Genomic DNA, 21,271 nt, shown 5'->3' with positions numbered 1-21,271 from the left:
ATATAAGGTTCTTCGCCTGTGACGTGCTCGACGTACGTCTCACAATCGAGATACGGCACCGCACTAATCCCTTGTGTCGTGAGCTAGTGGTCCCAAGTCAGGCGATCTCCACTGAGTAAAAGTATCTGACCTGCATCTTCCATCGTTCTTGGAAAGACAACCTCAGCATAACCACCCGTTGCGAGAGGACGTTTCAGTGAGATGGTTTCGATTGCACGGCTTTTTTTGTTCGCCTGGAGAATAGCGATCATATACTCCAACGTTGTCCCGATCGGGCGATAAGACAATTTTCCATTAACCCAGATTGGAAAGAGCAAGCTCACGCCAGTGCCCTGGGCAAAGGGAGTACAGACGACGTTTGTGAGCGAAGCAGGACAATTGCCGGTGTTGCTCTGCTCTATCAGCTTGGTCGCGGACTCGATATCGGCCATGTTGCTCGCACCGATGAGAGCAGGTTGCTTGGTGTTGCCGTCCTTCGCTGTCTCAAGGAAGAGCCGAAGCAGCGGAGTGGCTTGAAAGCGAGAAGAGAGATTGAAAAAACTTTCTTCCTGGCCGGATGATCTGGTCGAAGGTCGCCTGGAAGCCTTCGAAGGTTGAAGAGAAACTCCTGATGCAGAGGAGGGGACAACTTCGTATTGAGCTTCTAATGAGATTGGCTTGCCGCCGGTAGCTTTGCCGTTGCGGCTTTCTATGGAGATCTGCTCGATTTTAATCTGCATGCCTGGTGAAAGATCTGCAAAGCCGCTGCTGCCGTTGAACGAGTAGAAGAAGAGAAGAGACTCGTTTGCCGGGAGCGGAATGTGTTCAATGATCGCGTTGGTGATCGAGGACAGGCTGACTTCTTTGGGAAAACAACCTAGTTCTTTTCGGCCCAGCAAGGCAGATGTGAAGCTGTTCCACTCTGCAGTTACGTCGATGTCGCCGCCGCGCTTTTGCCAGCCCTGGATGCTGGGGCTCGTGATTAGCCAGCGGTCTGAGGTTGATGCGGCATCCGGGCTGAGAGAGAAGACCGGACCCTGAATCGAACACTGTTTCGTAGCGGAGGCTCGCGGTTTGTCGTTGCCTGATAAGACAATTCGAGTGGTTTGAAAGTCTTCCCCTGTTTTCACAGGAACGATGGAAGGCACAAGCAGAGCGTATTCAGAGGTCTTTTCGAGAGAATACTTCGATGTTGTCTGGATTGAATGAGGTAAGCAACCGAGGCAAAACAAACAAAGCTGGGAGACAAGTAAGGCGGATTGTTTTCTCACTCTCGGAGGCCTGCCTTTTGCGTGGTTCAAGATGATCGCCCGGTGCAGGAGGGCGAGTACTGCAAATCCTTATACGACCGACACACACTGACTTATATCTGGAGTTTGAGTGTTTGTCGAAGCCAGCCAAAGAGAGGACTCTTGCGAGTCTGCGCTTTGTGTTTTCGCGGAGTGCACTTTCGCCATAACCTATTCCGGGCTGGAGCACTCCCATACTTTTGGTTGTTATGACGGTGGCACTTGGTTCGGTATCCTGAACTCATAGATTGACCCAGGGGTCGTTTCGGTCTACTGTAGACGTGCCCTAGAAGAGGAATTTAGGAGGCGTTCATGCGTCGTTCCCTTTGTCTTCTGTGTCTATTGATCTTTGGCAGTTGCCTTGCGGCCCGAGCCGATTCTCTCGTGACGGTTACCGTCAACTACGTCTACCATAATGATGACGACACAGGCTCGACCACCTTCTCGTTCGATCCCGCGCAGTTGTTCTTCTATCCCGAACCGTATTACTACAGCGATTTCCTGTATCCCTTAGTGCAGGCGCCCGAGTTTCCAGATGGGGGAAGCAGCTTCGACACAGTAGATTTCTTTGGCGGCTCGCTCGCGTTCACTAACTTTGGACCAAATTTTCAGTACGTTTTCGAGATCGACGGTACTTGCCAGGACATTCCTCCTGTCGCTGGCACCGGGGCGGTGCCTACCTTTACAACTATGACCTGCAACCAGGTTAGCGGCGTTTACGATGGTATCGGCGGCGGGGACCCCTTTGCGACGGTGGAGGGAATTACCTCGCTCGACTTCGTGGTGACGGGAGATGCGACCACGCCTGAGCCCTCAACCCTTGTCCTGCTCGGTACTGGCCTCACCGGTCTCATGCAATTTGGTTTCAGCCGCATGCGGGCTGCTCGTAGAGCTTCATAGCTGGAGCTGCTCCGGGAACTGCGCGAACACTCGCGACCGGTGGCTCGCGAATCGCTTGATACGCAGAGCGGGCTGGCGAAGATTCAGGTTCTACTTATAAAATCAGTTTGCGCGTAAGCGTGAGTGGCGCTTCAAAAATCTAGATATAAGGCCAGATATATCAAGACTTTTAGATAGGGTCATCTGCTCGATGATGACATTACATGAAGGAGTCTTTTTATGGCTGAAACCACATCCGTCGGGACACGCGGCGGTAACGAAATGCAGGCGAAGAGTGTGCTAACGAAGATCGCGGCGTTCGTCGCAGATCGAAATATTCCTTTCCTTATTTGCAGCATTGGAATGATCGTGATGTTGCTGTGGGCGGGGAAATTCAAGATGACAGTACCCGGTGCAGAGGGCATCGTTCCGCTGGAAAGTAACAGCCCACTGACCAGCTTGCAGTTGAAGGCCCTTGGACCATATCGTCTGGGGGATATGATCGGGCTCACGGAATGGACAGCAGCAATTCTGCTGATCATTGGCTACTTCAAACCGAAAGCAGGCATTGTGGGCGGGATCATTCTCGTCGGCATGTTTTTCACCACAAGCACTATGTTGATCACGACTCCGGATGACACCGTCGTGGTGAACGGCATCCACTACATGAACAATCTCGGACTGTTTCTCTTCAAGGACATTATCTCTTTCGGAGTTGCGTTCTATCTGATCAGCTACTATGGCCGAAAAGCGATCATGGCTGAGAATCAAAGATGATCGTGGTTCTGGTGATGTGAGGGCCTGGCGCTGAGCGGGGAGGGTTCGGGTGGCCCACATCTCAAAGTCGAGATATGAGCCACCCGGCGAGTAAGTTTTCCCTTTTTTTCTGGCGTGGTGGAGTTTGTGTTTTGCAGGGGGTTTCGCGAAAAACGAGGTGCAGAACGTGGTTTTTTGATGGTGAGATCGTAGTGGAATGCTGGTGAAAGATGGCCAGAAAACGACCTCAAATCGGCTACGAAAAATACGCCACTTTTTTAGATTTATTTTTGGGCTTTCCCGTTTTGGGAAAGCGCGGGCGACCCTATACGCTCTGGTTCGGACGATCTACATCCCACCTTTCGCAAAGTGCGCGAAGGATGGGGCACCCGATCATTTGTGGTTGTTGAAACAGTAAAACTTAGGGTGGGCCACCCGCCGATAAGACCTCATGAGTGGGCACCCAATGTGTTGATAAGTTTTATGTATGGGCCACCCGCCCGCCCGACAGACTAAGGCAGAGCATCATAAATAGTCATGATTGCTGAGGCCTTCCAGACTCGCCCTATCTCGCTTGTCTGATCGATTGAACCGGCGTATATCCCAATAAATCGATCCGTTTGTCCGCTGACCATGTTGACCCCGGTGTTTTCGTCCTGATACATGCCACTCCTTCGAGCGTAAACAGGGGATCCAGACATGCCTGGACGACCTGTACAGTCCACTAGTATTTGCGGCGATTTGTCATAGTCAATGTCTGGATCACTCGCGATGGTTCCAGTTTTCCAGATTGGCAGACCAGCAGTTTGGCTATGTCCGAATGGAAATCCGATTATGGATACATTGCCAGCTGGAGCTAGCCTAATTGGAATTTTCCTAAGTTCCAAATTTACTGGGTACAGGTCAACATCCGAAAGGTTGGACAATGGGACAAAAACGACATCCACTGCTTTCCCTAGTGGATGTTCAATCCAGAGAGCTTCGTTTTTCTCATTCACTAGTTTTTCTGACTTATAAGTCCAGGTACCAAGATGACCTTTAACATTTTGCAAAATCTGAATTTCATCAGGGTACCTTCCTTGGGGATCCATTGCAGCTCCCGTATCGGGACGACGAGCACTCACTACATGCCAATTTGTGACTAAGTAAGCCTTTTCGTTTTTCTTCACCACAAACCCTGTCCCAGAGCCCAAAGACTCGCCCCTCGAATAGATTTGCACCAGTAGAGACTGAACACTAAGTGGATCGATGTGGGTTGTTGGGACGGGCTGAGTGGTAGCCGGGGATGGCGGCACTTTATCAGTAGCTTGCTGTGCTGTTGCGGCGACACAAAACACCAAAAGCAGAATAATGATTTGAAGAAGTTTGGGACAGTCACTGTACTGCTTTTGATGCATTCGACATTACCTCATATGCAGAGACTAGCGGACGGTCTACTTAGCGTCAAAGAAGAAAAGGCGGACTCTCTCGAGTCCGCCCATTTCTTGTAGCTGTAGTTTAAGGTTTCACGCGAAGCGTTCGAGAACGGTACGAAGTACTTACTCGGCGGCTAGTTCTTCTTGTTCGCCTTCCATGCGCATCTGTTCTAGTTCGCGCTCTTCGGCTTCGATGGCGGATGCCACTTCCTGCTGGACCTGGGCTGCCGCTTCTTCGAGCTCTGGGGAGAGCTGGACGTTGCGGTAGTACTCCATGCCGGTTCCGGCGGGGATGAGGCGGCCTACGATGACGTTTTCCTTGAGGCCACGAAGCGTGTCGATGGAGCCGTTGATGCTGGCTTCAGTGAGTACGCGGGTGGTCTCCTGGAAGCTGGCGGCCGAGATGAAGCTGTCGGTCGAGAGCGACGCCTTGGTGATGCCGAGCAGAAGCGAACGGCCGATGGCAGGCTTGCCGCCGGACATCAACACGCGCTGGTTCTCGGCGTTGAAGCGGAAGCGGTCGGTCTGCTGATCGACGAGGAAGGTGGTGTCACCGACTTCTTCGATCTTGACCCAGCGAAGCATCTGACGAACGATGGTTTCGATGTGCTTGTCGGAGATGGTGACGCCCTGGAGCCGGTAGACTTCCTGGATTTCGTTGACGAGGTACTGCTGAAGTGCGCGCTCGCCGAGAACTTCCAGAATGTCGTGCGGGTTGCGGGGACCGTCGATCAGAGCATCACCGGCACGGAGGCGTTCGCCTTCCTGCACGTTGACATAAGTACCGCGGGGAACGCTGTACTCCTCTTCCTGACCGTTGTCCGCGGTGACGTAGACCTTACGCTGGCCCTTCGAAACTTCGCCGAAGCGAACGACACCATCGATCTTGGAGATGATCGCGGGGTCGCGTGGCTTGCGGGCCTCGAAGAGTTCGACGACGCGTGGGAGACCGCCGGTGATGTCCTTGGTACGCGTTGTTTCGCGTGGGATCTTGGCAAGGATGTCGCCGGGGAAGATCTCGTCGCCGTCGGCCACCATGAGGTGAGCGCGTGAAGGCATGAGGTAACGCTTATTGCCGGATGCGGACTTGATGATGATGGCGGGCTGACGCTTCTCGTCTGAAGAATCCGCAACCACCAACCTGCTGAGGCCGGTGACTTCGTCGACTTCTTCGTTGAGGGTGACGCCTTCCTGGAGGTCCTTGAACTGGACGGTTCCAGCGATCTCGGTGAGGAGGGAGAAGGTGTAGGGATCCCACTCGCCGAGGCGCGTGCCCTGCTGTACCTGAGTTCCCTCTTCGACCTTGAGCTTGGCACCGTAGACGACAGCGTAACGCTCCTTCTCGCGGCCCTTCTCGTCAACAATGGCGAGCGAACCGTTGCGGTTGAAGGCGACCAGGCCGCCGTCCTTGGAGCGAACGGTGACAAGGTTGATGAAGCGGACGGTGCCGTGGTTCTTGGCCTCGAGGTGCGAAGCGTCGGATACGCGCGATGCCGTACCGCCGATGTGGAAGGTACGCATGGTGAGCTGAGTACCAGGCTCGCCGATGGACTGCGCCGCGATGACGCCGACGGCTTCGCCCATCTCCACCATCTTGCCGGAGCCGAGGTTACGGCCGTAGCAGAGGATGCAGACGCCGCGCTTGGACTCGCAGGTGAGAACCGAGCGGATCTTGACGCGCTCGATACCCGCGGCCTGAACGGCGTTGGCGAGATCTTCGTCGATCTCCTGGTTGATGTCGACGATGGTCTTGCCCTCGAAGTCTTTGAGTTTCTCGAGCGAGACGCGGCCGATGATGCGGTCGCGCAGGGGCTCGATGGTCTCGCCGGCTTCGATGATGGGGGTGACGTAGATGCCTTCGACGGTGCCGCAGTCGTTGTGCGAGATGATGACATCCTGCGCAACGTCGACCAGACGGCGGGTGAGGTAACCCGAGTCGGCGGTCTTGAGTGCGGTATCGGCGAGGCCCTTACGTGCGCCGTGCGTCGAGATGAAGTACTGGAGAACGGTGAGACCTTCGCGGAAGTTCGCCGTGATGGGGGTTTCGATGATTTCGCCCGAGGGCTTTGCCATCAAACCACGCATGCCGGAGAGCTGGCGGATCTGCTGTTTGGATCCACGAGCACCGGAGTCGGCCATGATGTAGATCGGGTTCATGGCTCCTTCCTTGTCGGCACGCTTCATGTTGTTGAACATCTCATCGGCGACGCGCTCGGTGACTCCCGACCACATCTGGATGACCTTGTTGGAGCGCTCACCGTTGGTGATGGCTCCGTCGAGGTACTGCTGCTGCATGGTGAGGACGGTCTTTTCGGCATCGCCGACGAGCGTGTACTTGGAGTCGGGGATCACCATGTCGTCGAGACCGACCGAGAGGCCGGAGCGGGTGGCATAGGTGAAGCCGAGATCCTTGACGCGGTCGAGGGTCTTGACGGTGACTTCGAGGCCGAGGTTCAGGTAGCAGTAGTTGATGAGCTGGCCGATACCCTTCTTCTTGAGCAGGCCATTGACGTAGGGCATGCCCTCGGGGAGCGCATCGTTGAGGATGGCGCGGCCGACGGTCGTGTTGATGTACTGCTTGTTGAACTCGACCGGCTCGGTGTGGGTGAGGTCCTGATCGTCGTACGCGGTGGTCATGTCGAGGACAGGGCCGGTGTAGCGCAGACGGATCGGGGTGAGGGTCTCGACCTGCTTCGCTTCGAGGGCCATGAAGACCTCTTCGATGTTGGCGAAGACGCGGCCTTCACCCTTGGCGTTAACCTTCGCCTTGGTGAGGTAGTAGAGGCCGAGGACGAGGTCCTGCGTCGGGACGGTGATGGGTTGACCGCTGGCGGGCGAGAGGATGTTGTGCGAAGCGAGCATGAGCACGCTGGCTTCGATCTGAGCCTCAGGCGAGAGCGGGATGTGAACGGCCATCTGGTCGCCGTCGAAGTCCGCGTTGAAGGCAGTGCAGACGAGCGGATGGATCTTGATCGCCTTACCTTCCACAAGCACTGGCTCGAAGGCCTGGATGCCGAGACGGTGAAGCGTCGGAGCGCGGTTCAACAGAACCGGGTGATCCTTGATGACTTCTTCGAGGATGTCCCAGACGATTGGCTCCTGCATCTCGACCATCTCTTTAGCCTGCTTGATGGTTGTACAGTGACCGGTCTGCTCGAGGCGGTGATAGATGAAGGGCTTGAAGAGCTCGAGCGCCATCTTCTTGGGAAGACCGCACTGGTGCAGCTTCAGCTCGGGACCGACCACGATGACCGAACGGCCGGAGTAGTCGACGCGCTTGCCGAGGAGGTTCTGACGGAAGCGGCCCTGCTTGCCCTTGAGGGTGTCGGAGAGCGACTTCAGCGGACGGTTGTTCGCGCCACGGAGGACGCGGCCACGGCGGCCGTTGTCGAAGAGAGCATCGACGGCCTCCTGCAGCATGCGCTTCTCGTTGCGGACGATGACTTCGGGAGCGTGCAGGTCCATCAGCTTCTTGAGGCGGTTGTTGCGGTTGATGACGCGACGATAGAGGTCGTTGAGGTCAGACGTAGCGAAGCGGCCGCCGTCGAGCGGAACAAGGGGGCGAAGCTCTGGCGGGATCACGGGGATCACGTCGAGGATCATCCACTGCGGCAGGTTGTCGGACTTGCGGAAGGCCTCCACGATCTTGAGACGCTTGGAGTACTTGAGCTTCTTCTGGAGCGAGGTTTCGGTCTTCATGCGCTCGCGCAGCTCGATAGAGAGCTCGGCGATTTCAACGCGCTTGAGGAGTTCCTTGATGGCCTCTGCGCCCATCATGGCCTTGAAGCCGGTGGGGCGGTACTGGGCATCGAGCTCACGGAACTTGGTCTCGTCCTTGATGACTTCGCGCTCTTTGACTGGTGCGTCGCCTGGATCGACGACGACGTAGGACTCGAAGTAGAGGACGGCCTCGAGCTCACGCAGGCTGATGTCGAGCAGGTGGCCGATGCGCGAGGGCAGGCCCTTGAAGAACCAGACATGCGAGCAGGGGCTGGCGAGTTCGATGTGTCCGAGGCGCTCGCGGCGAACCTTCGAGAGGGTGACTTCGACGCCGCACTTGTCGCAGATGACGCCGCGGTGTTTCATGCGCTTGTACTTGCCGCAGAGGCACTCCCAGTCGGTGATGGGTCCGAAGATGCGGGCGCAGAAGAGGCCGTCGCGCTCGGGCTTGAAGGTACGGTAGTTGATGGTTTCCGGCTTGGTGACCTCACCGTGCGACCAGCTGCGGATCTTCTCGGGGCTGGCGAGCTGGATCTTGATGGCGTCGAAGTCGGCGATGGGTCCGGTCAGTTCAAAGGGGCTGGAGCGAAACATATTTGGCGTCTCCGTGTGCAGTGTCTGGCGTTTTTTGCGCCTTGCTGCTGGTTACTGCTGCTTTACATCTGCTGGGCGGTGGGTGGTTAGGTCCGTCGCCTGCTTCTCTTTGTTGCTCTTCCCCTTGGCCGGTCCTTCGTGAATGTTGAGCGTGAGCCTCATTCAGAAGAACCGTGCCTGGAGTGGAGCGGTATCGACTAATCTGCTGCGGCGATGGCTGGCAGTGCCGGCTTTTTCTGGTCGGCGAGCTTGATCAGCTCGACATCCAGGCAGAGGGACTGCAGTTCGCGGATAAGAACGTTGAACGACTCGGGAACACCCGGCTCGATGGCAGCTTCGCCCTTGACGATGGCTTCGTAGATCTTGGTACGACCGAAGACGTCGTCGGACTTGGCGGTGAGCAGCTCCTGCAGGATGTAGGCGGCGCCGTAAGCTTCAAGGGCCCAGACCTCCATCTCACCGAAGCGCTGTCCGCCGAACTGCGCCTTACCGCCCAGCGGCTGCTGAGTGATGAGCGAGTACGGTCCGATGGAGCGAGCGTGGATCTTGTCGTCGACAAGGTGCGACAGCTTGAGCATGTAGATGTAGCCGACGGTGGCGGGCTGCTCGAATGGATCGCCGAGCATGCCATCGTAGAGCTGCGACTTGCCCGAGCTGGGAAGGCCAGCGGCCTTGAGGAGCGCCTTGATCTCGGTCTCGCGTGCGCCGTCGAAGACCGCCGTACCGAACCAGATACCACGCTTCATGCCAGCGGCAACGCGCAAAGTCTGCTCGTCGTCGAGGTCAAGAAGCTGGTTGAGTGCGGCGGTACCAGCGAAGCGCGCCTTGAAGAGCTCGCGGACTTCGTTGGCCGACTCCATCGTGGCAGCAAGCTCGGCAATCTGCGCGCCCAGGGTATGTGCAGCCCACCCAAGGTGCGTCTCGAGGATCTGACCGACGTTCATACGCGAAGGCACGCCGAGGGGATTGAGGACGATCTCGACGGGCGTTCCATCGGGGAGGTACGGCATGTCTTCCTCAGGGAGGATACGTGCGATAACACCCTTGTTGCCGTGGCGTCCGGCCATCTTGTCACCGACAGAGAGCTTGCGCTTCATGGCGATGTAGACCTTGACCATCTTGATGACGCCGGGCGAGAGCTCGTCGCCCTTCTGCATCTTGCCGATCTTCTCGTTGGTGATCTTGCGGAGAACATCGATCTGGCGTGAGGTCATCTCCTCGATCTCATCGATCTGCTCATTGACGCGGGGGTCCTTGTCGGCGTAGCGGATGCGCTTGAGGTTACGAGTGCTGATGAGCTCGATGGTGTCGCGATCCAGCAGGTCGCCCTTGTTGAGCAGCTTCTTGTTGGTGCGCTCGTCATGCAGGTCGGCGAGAACTTCCTTCGCTCCGAGGATCGCCTCGAGGCGCTTGAGGCGCTCGTCGGTGAGAATACGAATCTCATCGGCGAGGTTGCGCTCGAGCTTCTCGATCATCTCCTGCTCGATCTGCTTGGCGCGCTCGTCCTTCTCCTGACCCTTGCGGGAGAAGATGCGGACGTCGACGACGGTGCCTTCGATACCCGGAGGGCACGTGAGCGAAGCGTCGCGAACATCGCCGGCCTTTTCGCCGAAGATGGCGCGGAGAAGCTTCTCTTCCGGCGTCAGCTGGGTTTCACCCTTCGGCGTTACCTTGCCGACGAGGATGTCGTTGTGACCGATCTTCGCGCCGATACGGATGATGCCCGAGTCATCGAGATCGCGGAGTGCGTGCTCGCTGACGTTGGGGATATCGCGCGTGATCTCTTCCGGCCCAAGCTTCGTGTCGCGGGCTTCGATCTCGAACTCCTCGATGTGGATCGAGGTGTAGTAGTCCTCGCGGACCAGCTTCTCCGAGATGAGGATCGCATCCTCGAAGTTGTAACCGCGCCATGGCATGAACGCGACCAGAACGTTACGGCCGAGGCCGAGTTCGCCTTGCTCGGTGCAAGGACCGTCGGCGATGACCTGACCCTTGATGACGCGATCTCCCTTGCGGACGATCGGCTTCTGGTTGATGCAGGTGTTCTGGTTGGAGCGCTTGAACTTCGTGAGCTGATAGATGTCCGAACCAACCTCACGCGAGAGCTGCGTGGGGTGATGCTCGCCTTCTACGCGCACGATGATGCGCTCGGAGTCGACCGAGTCGATGATGCCGTTGCGCTTGGCTAGGATGACGGCGCCGGAGTCGCGGGCGGTGACGCCCTCCATGCCGGTACCGACGAAGGGGGCTTCGGCAACGAGCAGAGGAACCGACTGCCGCTGCATGTTGGCGCCCATCAGAGCGCGGTTGGCGTCGTCGTGCTCGAGGAACGGCACGAGTGAGGCGGCAACCGAGACCAGCTGCTTCGGCGAGACGTCGACGTAGTCCACTTCGGACTTGTTGACGAGGACGAAGTTGCCCTGACGACGGGCGTCGACCACATCCTGCACGATGTTGAGATGCTCATCGAGTTCGACGTTGGCCTGCGCAATCGTGTGGCGATCTTCTTCCCAGGCGGAGAGGTAGAAGCTGAAGGGAGCAAGATCCATGGTGCGCTTCTTGTCCTTCTTCAACTGCTCATTCTGCTTGCGGGCCTCTTCGACCTCGAGGTAATCGCCCTGGCGCAGACCGGATTCGCCTGCGTTCGAAACGGAGACGTAGTCGAGCGCACGGCCATCTTTGACGCGACGGTAGGGCGACTCGATGAAGCCGTACTCGTTGATGCGCGCAAAGGAGGCGAGCGACGAGATGAGACCGATGTTCGGACCTTCCGGCGTCTCGATCGGGCAGATACGACCGTAGTGAGTGGGATGCACGTCGCGGACTTCGAAGCCAGCGCGCTCACGCGATAGACCACCGGGCCCAAGCGCGGAGAGGCGACGCTTGTGCGTGATCTCCGAGAGCGGGTTGGTCTGGTCCATGAACTGCGAGAGCTGCGAGGAGCCGAAGAACTCACGAATCGCGGCCATCACTGGCTTGGCGTTGATGAGGTCGTGCGGCATCGCGGTCGACATCTCCTGATAGACCGACATCTTCTCCTTGATGGCGCGCTCCATACGGACGAGACCGATGCGGAACTGGTTCTCCATCAGCTCACCGACGGCGCGGACGCGGCGATTGCCAAGGTGATCGATGTCGTCGACTGTGCCGATGTTCTTACGCAGCTTGAGCAGATAACGGATGGTGCCGTAGAAGTCCTCAGGCGTAAGCGTGCGGTGGTCGAGGCCGGAGGGATCCTGGTTCTCGTAGAGCTTGATGTTGAACTTAAGGCGGCCGACGCGCGAGAAGTCGTACTTGCGCGGATCGAAGAACATGCCTTCGAAGAGCGCAGTCGCGGTGTCGAGCGTCGGTGGGTCGCCGGGACGCAGCTTGCGGTAGATTTCGATCAGCGCTTCCTCGGGCTTGCGCACGGAGTCGCGGCGGAGCGTGTTGGTGATGATGTTGCCCACATCGTCGCGCTCGGGGAAGAAGACCTCGATGCTGGTGACGCCGGACTGGATGATCTTGTGCAGCTTGTCGGCGGTGAGCTCCTGGTTGGCTTCGTAGAGCAGCTCGCCGGTGGTGAGATCGACCACGTCGGAGGCAGTCATCGCGCCGTCGAACTCGCTGGTCTCAACTTCGACCGAGTCGATCTTGTGGGTGCGCAGACCCTTCACGGTGTGAGCAGAGATCTTGCGTGTGGCTGGAGCGATCTCTTCACCCTTGACGGTGATGGCATGCGCCGGGCGGGTGCCCTGCAGGTTGCTGAGCTGACCTTCGGGAACAACCTTCCAGTGCAGCTTGCCGTCGGCTACGTTAATAGTGTCGACGGTGTAGAAGGTCTTGAGGATCTCCTCGTCGGTACGCAGGCCGAGGGCGCGCAGGAAGATGGTGCCGAGGAACTTGCGCTTGCGGTCGATGCGGACGTAGAGGGTGTTCTTCTGGTCATACTCGAACTCGACCCAGCTGCCGCGGTACGGAATGATCTTGCCGAGGAAGTAGGTACGGTTGTTCGCCGTCTCAAAGAAGACGCCTGGCGAACGATGAAGCTGTGAGACGATGACGCGCTCGGTGCCGTTGACGATGAAGGTGCCGTTCTGTGACATGAGCGGAATGTCGCCGAAGAAGACTTCCTGCTCCTTCATGTCGCGGAGGCTCTTGACGCCGGTCTCGGGGTCCTTGTCATAGATCTTCAGACGAATGGTGACCTTGAGGGGAGCAGAGTAGGTCATGCCGCGCTCTTCGCACTCTGCCTGGTCATACTTCAGCTGGAGGCCGACGGGGTCGCCGCACTTGGTGCAGAAGTCAGGGGTGTTTTTGTTGTAGGTTCCGCAGAAGTTGCAGAGCACATCGCCCGGGTGGAAGGGGTCGGTGATGACCATGTGACCGCAGTTGGTGCAGGCGGTGCGCAGGTGGTTGAGACCCTTGAGGTAGCCGCACTTGCACTCCCAGTTGCCGATGGAGAAGTCGACGAACTCGAGCTCGGAGACGTTGCGGAAGTCAGTGATAGGGAAGACCGAGGTAAAGACCGACTGCAGGCCGTTGTCCTCGCGCTCCTGCGGCAGCTTGTCCATCTGCAGGAAGCGCTCATAGCTGCGGCGCTGGACCTCGATGAGGTTGGGAATCTGAATGGATGTGGGAATCTTCGAAAAATCGAGACGGCTACGGATCGCGCGCATTTCGCTGGACATGCTCTCTCCTGAATAACTAACCTTCGAGGCCTCCCGAGCAGGTTCGCCGGCATCATACTGCTGGCTTCACTCGGTTGGGGAGGGCATCGGTCAGGCCCTCCGGGTTTGGTTCTGATCGCGCAGTGTTGAAGATCTTCGGGTCTTGCTGTCCTCGATGGCAGCCAGCCCCGTGCGCAGAATGTCTTTGCCGTAATGGTCCGCGGCTCGGATAAAACCTGAAACTTTTACTATCTGCCGGCGTTCGAAGCTGCTATAAAGAACGCGTGCAGCGTACTTTGGGCTCCTATAAGAACGGGGAAGCTTGCAAACACGGCAAAGCGCTCGAAGGGACAGCGTGTCCCATGAGCGCAAAGGTCGACTTGTGCACTGTTGCTATATAGATGGTATGAATGCCTGCCGCCATTGAGGTTCGCCTACCCCAAAGTTGTGCCGCTTGCATGATTCTTATTGCACTATGCGCATCCGCCGCTCGAAGCGTATAGTGGCCGGTTCCTTAGCCTGTGAAGACAGGATGATCCGGGGTACAACCAAGTTTTTTGTCTGCTAAATACCACTGTCCGCCAAAGAGCACGCCAAGGCGGAACGAATCTTCTCTAACGTCAAGAATATCGCGTTCCGCCCCAACGTGCAAGCTGGCAGTTAATTATTTGATTTCTACGGTGGCAACGCCTTCGAACTTCTTCGCGATGGCAGCTGCGTCGTCCTTCGAAATGTTCTCCTTCAAGGGCTTGGGAGCTCCGTCGACCAGATCCTTGGCTTCCTTCAAGCCAAGAGCGGTGACTTCGCGTACAGCCTTGATGGTGTTGATCTTGTTCGCGCCGGCATCCTTGAGGATGACGGTGAACTCAGTCTTCTCTTCGGCTGGAGCTGCTGCTGCTGCGCCGCCGCCTGCTGCCGGGGCTGCAACTGCTGCTGCTGCCGAAACGCCGAGACGCTCTTCGAGCTTCTTGACCAAAGCCGACGCCTCGAGGAGGCTGAGGCTAACGATTGAATCTTCCAACTGCTGGATGTCTGCCATGTTATTTCTCCAATTAGAACTGAACTTTGTGGTGCTTCTTACATCTCCAAAGCCCGACTGCGCTTCGGCTGCCTATGCCCCTCAGGGTTTCCGTTGCGCCCAGACCAGCGCACCCGAAGAGACCAGGCGAAACTTGGGTTAGCCTTCGACCGGATCAGTCGTCGCGGCCTCTCCGGCCTGCGATGCGGTTCCGTTCTCGGGTTGAGCGGCATCGGCATCAGCTGCCGGTGCTTCGACGGCGTGAGCCTCGGCAACCAGCTGCCCCTCTGCTGCCGGAGCTTCTGCAACAGCAGCTTCTGCCTTCGGTGCCTCTGCTGCCGGAGCGGCTGAACCGGCAAACTTGCCCTTCTCGACGCCTTGGTTGATGACAACCGCGAGATCGCGGCCAGTGGCGTTGATTACGGTAGCCAAACGCTGTGCCGGCGACTGAATCAGGAAGAGAAGCTTCGAGAAGAGCTCTTCCTTGCCCGGCATGGTGGCGAGCTCGCCGATCTCACGAACGTCGATCACCTTGCCGTCGATGATGCCCAGCTTGAAGGTGAACTCCGCGTTGTCTTTAACCCAAGTCGAAAGAGCCTTGGCCAAAGCAACGGGATCGCCCGAGGTGTATGCAACGGCCGAAACACCCTTGAGACCCTGCAGCGCCGACTCGATCTTGGTGCCTTCGCTGGCGCGTGCAGCGAGCTTGTTCTTGACGACGTGATAGTTTCCGCCGGCGGCGCGAACCGCCTTGCGCAGCTCGAAGTCCTTCGAGGCGGTAAGACCCTTGAAAGTACCGATAATAGCGGAGGTAGAGTGTTCGAGCTCGGTCGCGAGCTGCTTCACCTTCTCCGTCTTTGACGCTCTGGACAATGCCATAAAAAACCTAGCCTTTAGCTGCTAGCCTTTAGCTGCTAGCTTGAAATTGCGCCGCTTTCGCGACTGAAATCCGTAACCAATCCAGCTAGAAGCTACTAGAGCTAATAGCTAGTGACTGTTAGGCTTTGCCGGCTGCCTCAGCAGCGGCGTAGTCGAGCTGGATACCAGGGCCCATCGTCGAGCTCAGCGTGACACCCTTGATATACTTGCCCTTGGCTGCCGACGGCTTAGCTTTGACCACGCTCGAAATGACCGTCATCGCGTTGTCGACCAGCTTCTGCGGATCGAACGAGAGCTTGCCAACCGGAACGTGGACGAGTGCAGTCTTGTCGGTGCGAAACTCGATCTTACCAGCCTTGATCTCCTTGACCGCAGCGGCAACATCGGTGGTGACCGTGCCCGTCTTCGGGTTCGGCATCAGTCCGCGAGGTCCGAGAACCTTACCGAGACGGCCGACAGACTTCATCATGTCGGGGGTCGCGATGAGGGCGTCGAAGGCGGTCCAGCCTTCTTTCTGAATCTTTTCGACCAGTTCTTCGCCGCCGAAGAACTCAGCGCCTGCAGCCTCCGCATCCTTGATGCGGTCGCCCGAAGCGATGACGGCAACGATCTTCGACTTGCCCAGACCGTGCGGAAGAACCACGGTGCCGCGAACCATCTGGTCCGCATGCTTGGGGTCAACTCCGAGACGCATGGTCAGGTCGACGGTCTCGTCGAACTTCGCATACTTTGCTTTTTGCAGAAGTGGAACTGCGTCCACTAACAGGTACGGACGGGGCTCTACGAGCGCACGCGCCTTCACCAAATTCTTAGAGAGCTTCCTTGCCATTTTCCCTCGTCTCCCACCCCTCTAGAGCTATTCTCTCTGGGCGTGGTTCTCGACTGGCCTCAACTGGACGTTGAGGCACTCTTATAAGTATGCCCGCAGATCCTAAAAACGTCAATGAATAACTCGATCAGCTTGCGGAAGGGACCTCAATTACTCCCAGATCCTTGTAAGATCCAAGGCAAATCCGTCTATCGGTCCACTTCCCAGAACTGACAGCGGCTGCTGCAGGTTCTCGGGTTGTTTGTCAGGACTATAGAGAGAAACCACTTCGCGATCTGGATCGATTAGCCATGCCAGCTTCGCGCCGTTTGCGACCCATCTCATCATCTTGCCTTCGAGTACTGCCAGTTCGTCGGATTGTGAGCGTAATTCAATCACGAAATCCGGGCAGATCGGGGAGAAACGATTTTGATCCAATCTGCTAAGCGCATCCCATCGCGAAGCTTCAATCCATGCTGCATCTGGGCTGCGCATCGATCCATCGGGCAGCGTAAAACCGGTGCTCGAGTCGAAGACATAGCCGCGTCCGTCTGCCTGGGCCCATGTGTCGAGTGCACTGATAATAGCTGCGTTCCGCCTGCCTGTACGGTTCCCTGCGGGCGACATGACAAGAATCTCCCCATCTACCTCGCGTTCTACACGCGCGATGTCGTTCGCAACACAGAAGCTCATCAGGTCTTCATCGCTCATCGGGGTTTCGGGCCGGAAGCGAAACGGCGGTCGCTTTCCCGCCAGGGCGGTGTTCATGTGAAAAGTGTACTAAATCGGCCCTTGACGGATTCGAAGTGCTCGCCTACTCTCGACATCATAAGGCGAACAAATGGCGAAATCAAATAGTGCAACGCTCTTCCCGATCCTCTCTCAAACTCCCGTAGGAATTGCTCGTCTGGCAGCCCAGGCAGCGCACGCCGACGACGGCCACCTAATCGAGTTCAAGGCATTGGAGGTACGCAGTATCTTGAATAAGTCGATCTCAAAGCGCAGGCTCTCGCTGGCCTACAGCATCAATCCCTATCGTGGGTGCGAGTTCGGCTGCAAGTACTGCTATGCGCGCTACACCCATGAATTTATGGCGCCGAGACCTCCCACATCAGCAGTGGTTGAGGCGCCGGGTAATCCCGACAGAACAGCGATTGACTTTCGCGATCCGATGGCCTTCGAGCGAATGATCTTTCTAAAGCAGAACGCCTCATGGCTGCTGGAGCAGGAGTTGAAGAAGATCAATCCGCTCGATGAGATTGCACTGGGCACCGCGACCGACCCGTATCAACCGATCGAACGGCGTGCGAGGATCACACGCAGTATCCTCGAAGTCTTCGCGCGGAAGTGTGGATATCGGCTCGGCATCGTTACGAAGTCGCGTCTGATCGAGCGGGATATCGATCTGCTGGCCGAGATCTCGCGGCGCAACACACTGGTGGTGCATATGACGATCACTACGCCGGACGCGGCACTGGCGCGGTTGTTGGAGCCACGCGCGCCCAGGCCAGATCTGCGTTTCCAGGCTGTCGGGCGCATGCGACAGGCAGGAATCGTCGCGGGCGTCTTCGGCTCGCCGCTGCTGCCAGGCATTACCGATAACGAAGGGGCGCTGGACGGCATGGCTCGACGCGCTGCCGCAGTAGGCGCAAGCTTCTTTGCCGCTCACCCACTCTTTCTCAAGCCGTGCTCACGTCCTACTTATCTGAGCTTCGTTCGTGAGCACTTCCCGGCTCTTGAGGCGGACTATGCCGAACGCTTCGCCACGGCTGACTTTGCAGGAAAGGCCTATCGCGAACGCCTGGCAAAGATGGTAGACGACGCATGTAGAAAGCACGGCCTGGGAAAGCGCTCGAGCGATGCGCTTCTGACTAGAAACGAGAGTGGCGGAGACAAGAGACCATCACGGAGCGCAACGTCTGTGGCCATCCAGCAGAGCTTGTTTGCGTAGGATTTGAGAGTTAGCAACGAACTCAAAAAAGATACGTCAGGCTATTGAGATTAACAACGGAAGAGGACGCCTGAGGCAATCGTCGACGGACAATGTCGAGGATGGTCTCCTGCGTCCTCCTTCGCTGAAGCGAAGTTAAGCGGATAGTTCGAAAGCTAGGCTACGACGTCGATGCCCATGGAGCGGGCGGTGCCGCGGATGGTCTTCGCTGCAGCCTCGATGGTGTTCGCGTTCATGTCCGGCATCTTCTGCGTGGCGATGGCGATGATCTGCTTTTCGGTCACCTTGCCCTTCTTCTCCTTGTTCGGAGTACCAGAGCCCTTTTCAATACCAGCTGCCTTGAGCAGGAGCACCGGAGCCGGAGGCGTCTTGGTAATGAAGCTGAAGGTGCGGTCCGCGTAGACGCTGATGACGACGGGGATGGTGAGTCCGGCGAGGGCTGGTTCCTTGCTCGTACGCTCGTTGAACTGCTTGCAGAACTCCATGATGTTGACCTGAGCCTGGCCGAGCGCGGGCCCGACGGGAGGTGCAGGGGTAGCCTTGCCAGCCATAATCTGAAGCTTGACGTATCCAGTAATTTTCTTTGGTGCCATTGCGGTAGATCCTCTTTACGCTTCCAGCGGCGGACGTTGCTAAGATCGAAACGCCTGCTGCTTAAATGTTGTTGCTAAACTCAAACTCCCGCCAGGGGAGAACTACTCGTCGACAACCTTATCGACCTTGGAAAACTCGATCTCGACCGGAGTCGAGCGACCGAAGATGCTGACCATCACCTTGAGGGTCTGCTTGTCTTCGTTGATATCGTCAACCGCGCCGGTAAAGTTGGCGAAGGGGCCTTCGTTGATGCGAACCTGCTCGCCCTTGTCGAACTTGACCTTCATGGTCGGCTTGTTGCCTGCGGTCTCGGAACGGAAGAGGATCGAACTGACCTCCTGCTCGGAGAGGGCAACAGGGTTATCGCCTGTACCCAGAAATCCGGTGACGCGCGGCGTGTTCTTGATGACGTGCCAGAGGTCGTTATCGAGCTCCATCTCGACCAGCACGTAGCCAGGCAGGAAGACGCGCTCGATGGTGTACTTCTTGCCGTTGCGCAGCTCGGTAACCGGCTCGGTCGGAATCATAATGCGACCGATGCGATTCTGCAGACCGAAGGCAGTGATGCGGCTCTCGAGGGACTCACGCACCTTTCGCTCAAAGCCAGAGTAAGCGTGGATGATGTACCACTTGAAGTTTTCGTTGACCGGCGGGGCAAGCTGCTCCGAGGATGGGTCGCCAGCGGCGACGTTCGCCTCGGGGTTCTGCTCTTCCGGATTCTGCTCTTCTGCCGCCATCGTTGTGCCTTTTTCGCGCATCGTTTTACTTCTCTCTACCGGGTCCTGCTCGGGTGCCAGATCTTGTTAGTGCTGGGTCAGACGGTGCAGCAGAGCTTCGATCGCCCGTCCGATGATGTTATCCACCAGCCAGAAATACGCGGCGAAGATGAAGACAGTCACAAGAACAACGATCGTGGTCGACTGAACTTCGGCGCGCGAGGGCGAGATCACCTTGCGCATCTCGCTGCGAACGTCCTTCAGGAACTCGCCGAGACGTGCTGGCTGCGCCTTCAACTGCTGCATTCCGGTGCTGGGCTGTTCGGTTACCGCTATTGTCTTGGCCATAGTACTGCCTCAATCTTCGTAGTGCTTTGTGTTGTCTGTTCCCGGACTTGAGGGACCGGGCAAACTGGCGGGGGAGCTCGGATTCGAACCGAGAAGTTCGGTTTTGGAGACCGACAGTTTAACCGTTGAGCTTACTCCCCCAGTGGTGCGGAGTGAGACCGTTCGCCTCACTCCCGGATCTGGCTGGAGATTACTTGGTTTCCTTGTGATCCGTGTGCTTGCGGCACGTATTGCAGAACTTCGAGAACTCGAGGCGGCCAGTCGTCGTCTTCTTGTTCTTCGTGGTGGAGTAGTTCCTGTTTTTGCAATCCGGACACTGAAGAGTAATGATCTCGCGCATAATAAATCTCCTTCTAACGTGGCCAGCCACTTCGGCTGGCAAGCAGCGTGTAACACGCCGCGACACAGGGTAATGGCCCCTGCAACCAAATCCTGATTGTAAGACGGAAAGACAAGCGGTCAGGCCACGCTCATCCTTTGAGATTATCTCTTAAAACAACGTTTCGGGAAAGTCGCTTCCATCGAATCGCCTGAAATGCTATGGCGACAGGCCGAAACCTGTCGCCATGCCGAAAGTTCTTTACTTGATGATCTCGCTGATGGTTCCGGCGCCGACGGTGCGTCCGCCTTCGCGGATCGCGAAGCGCAGACCCTTCTCCATCGCCACTGGGGTGTGCAGCGTGATCTCCAGCTGGATGTTGTCGCCCGGCATGCACATCTCCGTGCCTGCAGGAAGCTTCGCCGATCCCGTCACGTCCGTGGTACGGAAGTAGAACTGGGGGCGGTAGCCGTTGAAGAACGGAGTGTGACGTCCGCCCTCTTCCTTGCTCAGAACGTAGACCTCGCCCTTGAACTCGGTGTGCGGCTTGATCGAACCAGGCTTGGCCAGAACCATCCCGCGCTGAACCGCTTCCTTCGCGATACCGCGCAGAAGAAGACCAGCATTGTCGCCTGCCAGACCTTCGTCCAGCTGCTTCTTGAACATCTCCACGCCGGTGCAGACCGTCGCTTGCGTATCGCCAAATCCAACGATCTCGCAGGCTTCGCCAACCTTCACCTTGCCGCGCTCGATACGGCCCGTCACCACGGTACCGCGACCCGAGATCGAGAAGATATCTTCGATCGGCATCAGGAACGGCAGATCCACCGCACGCTCTGGCTGCGGAATGTACTTGTCCACCGCTGCCATCAGCTCGTCGATCTTCGCTTCCCACTGGGCTTCGCCATTGAGCGCGCCCAACGCAGAGCCGCGGATGATCGGAGTGTCGTCGCCAGGGTAGTCATACTTCGACAACAGCTCGCGAACTTCCATCTCAACCAGCTCGATCAGCTCTTCGTCCTCAACCGCATCGCACTTGTTCAAAAACACCACGATGAAGGGAACGCCAACCTGGCGCGCCAACAGAACGTGCTCCTTGGTCTGAGGCATCGGGCCGTCGGTCGCTGCAACCACCAGGATCGCGCCGTCCATCTGCGCTGCGCCGGTGATCATGTTCTTGATGTAGTCCGCGTGACCCGGGCAGTCAACGTGCGCATAGTGCCGGTTCGGGGTCTCGTACTCTACGTGCGAGGTCGCAATCGTAATACCGCGCTCGCGCTCCTCAGGAGCGTTGTCGATCGTGTCGAATGAACGAAACGTGTTCTTCGGGTTGTGCTTCGACAATACCTTCGTAATC

The 21,271-nt window shown here is 57.4% G+C and carries 16 protein-coding genes and 1 tRNA gene; 3 read left to right on the top strand and 14 right to left on the bottom strand.

Features of this window, described 5'->3' with window-relative positions; translation table 11 throughout:
- Positions 1-83 precede the first annotated feature (83 nt).
- On the bottom strand, positions 84-1,127 hold the full coding sequence (locus GSQ94_RS11105) for a hypothetical protein (protein WP_158943919.1): 1,044 nt from the start codon (positions 1,125-1,127) through the stop codon (positions 84-86).
- A gap of 453 nt (positions 1,128-1,580) precedes the next feature.
- On the opposite strand from GSQ94_RS11105, the gene GSQ94_RS11100 reads away from it, so the two are divergent.
- Positions 1,581-2,168 carry a PEP-CTERM sorting domain-containing protein gene (locus GSQ94_RS11100; protein ID WP_158943918.1) on the top strand — a complete coding sequence of 196 codons (588 nt, stop codon included), beginning with the start codon at positions 1,581-1,583 and terminating at the stop codon, positions 2,166-2,168.
- Between the two features lie 219 nt (positions 2,169-2,387).
- On the top strand, positions 2,388-2,924 hold the full coding sequence (locus GSQ94_RS11095) for a DUF417 family protein (RefSeq protein WP_158943917.1): 537 nt from the start codon (positions 2,388-2,390) through the stop codon (positions 2,922-2,924).
- A gap of 491 nt (positions 2,925-3,415) precedes the next feature.
- On the opposite strand, the gene GSQ94_RS11090 is transcribed toward GSQ94_RS11095, so the two are convergent.
- The 7 genes from GSQ94_RS11090 to GSQ94_RS11060 all read right to left on the bottom strand — a co-directional run bounded on the left by GSQ94_RS11090 (position 3,416) and on the right by GSQ94_RS11060 (position 16,754).
- Positions 3,416-4,300, bottom strand: coding sequence for a serine protease (locus GSQ94_RS11090; RefSeq protein WP_158943916.1), 885 nt, complete (start codon positions 4,298-4,300; stop codon positions 3,416-3,418).
- Positions 4,301-4,441: 141 nt separating this feature from the next.
- On the bottom strand, positions 4,442-8,632 hold the full coding sequence (rpoC, locus tag GSQ94_RS11085) for a DNA-directed RNA polymerase subunit beta' (RefSeq protein WP_158943915.1): 4,191 nt from the start codon (positions 8,630-8,632) through the stop codon (positions 4,442-4,444).
- A gap of 197 nt (positions 8,633-8,829) precedes the next feature.
- Entirely contained in the window at positions 8,830-13,302 is a 4,473-nt protein-coding gene (rpoB, locus tag GSQ94_RS11080; RefSeq protein WP_158943914.1) for a DNA-directed RNA polymerase subunit beta, read from the bottom strand.
- 643 nt (positions 13,303-13,945) lie between these two features.
- Positions 13,946-14,320, bottom strand: a complete 375-nt coding sequence (gene rplL / locus GSQ94_RS11075; RefSeq protein ID WP_158943913.1) for a 50S ribosomal protein L7/L12 — start codon at positions 14,318-14,320, stop codon at positions 13,946-13,948.
- Between the two features lie 138 nt (positions 14,321-14,458).
- Positions 14,459-15,178 (bottom strand): 50S ribosomal protein L10, encoded by a 720-nt coding sequence (gene rplJ / locus GSQ94_RS11070; RefSeq protein ID WP_158943912.1) that lies wholly within the window; start codon positions 15,176-15,178, stop codon positions 14,459-14,461.
- A gap of 118 nt (positions 15,179-15,296) precedes the next feature.
- Positions 15,297-16,007 carry a 50S ribosomal protein L1 gene (rplA, locus tag GSQ94_RS11065; RefSeq protein ID WP_158943911.1) on the bottom strand — a complete coding sequence of 237 codons (711 nt, stop codon included), beginning with the start codon at positions 16,005-16,007 and terminating at the stop codon, positions 15,297-15,299.
- A gap of 150 nt (positions 16,008-16,157) precedes the next feature.
- A complete protein-coding gene (locus GSQ94_RS11060) occupies positions 16,158-16,754 on the bottom strand; it encodes a Uma2 family endonuclease (RefSeq protein WP_158943910.1) in 597 nt (198 codons plus the stop codon).
- A 73-nt stretch (positions 16,755-16,827) separates the two neighbouring features.
- On the opposite strand from GSQ94_RS11060, the gene GSQ94_RS11055 reads away from it, so the two are divergent.
- Positions 16,828-17,937: a radical SAM protein gene (locus tag GSQ94_RS11055; protein ID WP_158943909.1), complete on the top strand. Its 1,110-nt coding sequence runs from the start codon at positions 16,828-16,830 to the stop codon at positions 17,935-17,937.
- Positions 17,938-18,092: 155 nt separating this feature from the next.
- Here GSQ94_RS11055 and rplK read toward each other — a convergent pair whose 3' ends face one another.
- From rplK to tuf, 6 genes are all read right to left on the bottom strand, one after another.
- Entirely contained in the window at positions 18,093-18,530 is a 438-nt protein-coding gene (rplK, locus tag GSQ94_RS11050) for a 50S ribosomal protein L11 (protein WP_158943908.1), read from the bottom strand.
- 102 nt (positions 18,531-18,632) lie between these two features.
- Positions 18,633-19,289: a transcription termination/antitermination protein NusG gene (gene nusG, locus GSQ94_RS11045; RefSeq protein WP_158943907.1), complete on the bottom strand. Its 657-nt coding sequence runs from the start codon at positions 19,287-19,289 to the stop codon at positions 18,633-18,635.
- A gap of 45 nt (positions 19,290-19,334) precedes the next feature.
- Positions 19,335-19,595 carry a preprotein translocase subunit SecE gene (gene secE / locus GSQ94_RS11040; RefSeq protein ID WP_158943906.1) on the bottom strand — a complete coding sequence of 87 codons (261 nt, stop codon included), beginning with the start codon at positions 19,593-19,595 and terminating at the stop codon, positions 19,335-19,337.
- Between the two features lie 65 nt (positions 19,596-19,660).
- Positions 19,661-19,736, bottom strand: a tRNA-Trp gene (locus tag GSQ94_RS11035).
- A 49-nt stretch (positions 19,737-19,785) separates the two neighbouring features.
- Positions 19,786-19,935, bottom strand: a complete 150-nt coding sequence (rpmG, locus tag GSQ94_RS11030) for a 50S ribosomal protein L33 (protein WP_158943905.1) — start codon at positions 19,933-19,935, stop codon at positions 19,786-19,788.
- 240 nt (positions 19,936-20,175) lie between these two features.
- Positions 20,176-21,271 (bottom strand): elongation factor Tu (gene tuf, locus GSQ94_RS11025; RefSeq protein ID WP_158944069.1); only part of this gene is annotated, 1,096 nt, incomplete at its 5' end.

It is taken from the genome of Granulicella sp. S190 (assembly GCF_009766095.1).
Lineage (GTDB): Bacteria > Acidobacteriota > Terriglobia > Terriglobales > Acidobacteriaceae > Edaphobacter.
Note: the sequence above shows the minus strand (reverse complement) of the source record. Positions and strands in the feature narration are given on the sequence as shown.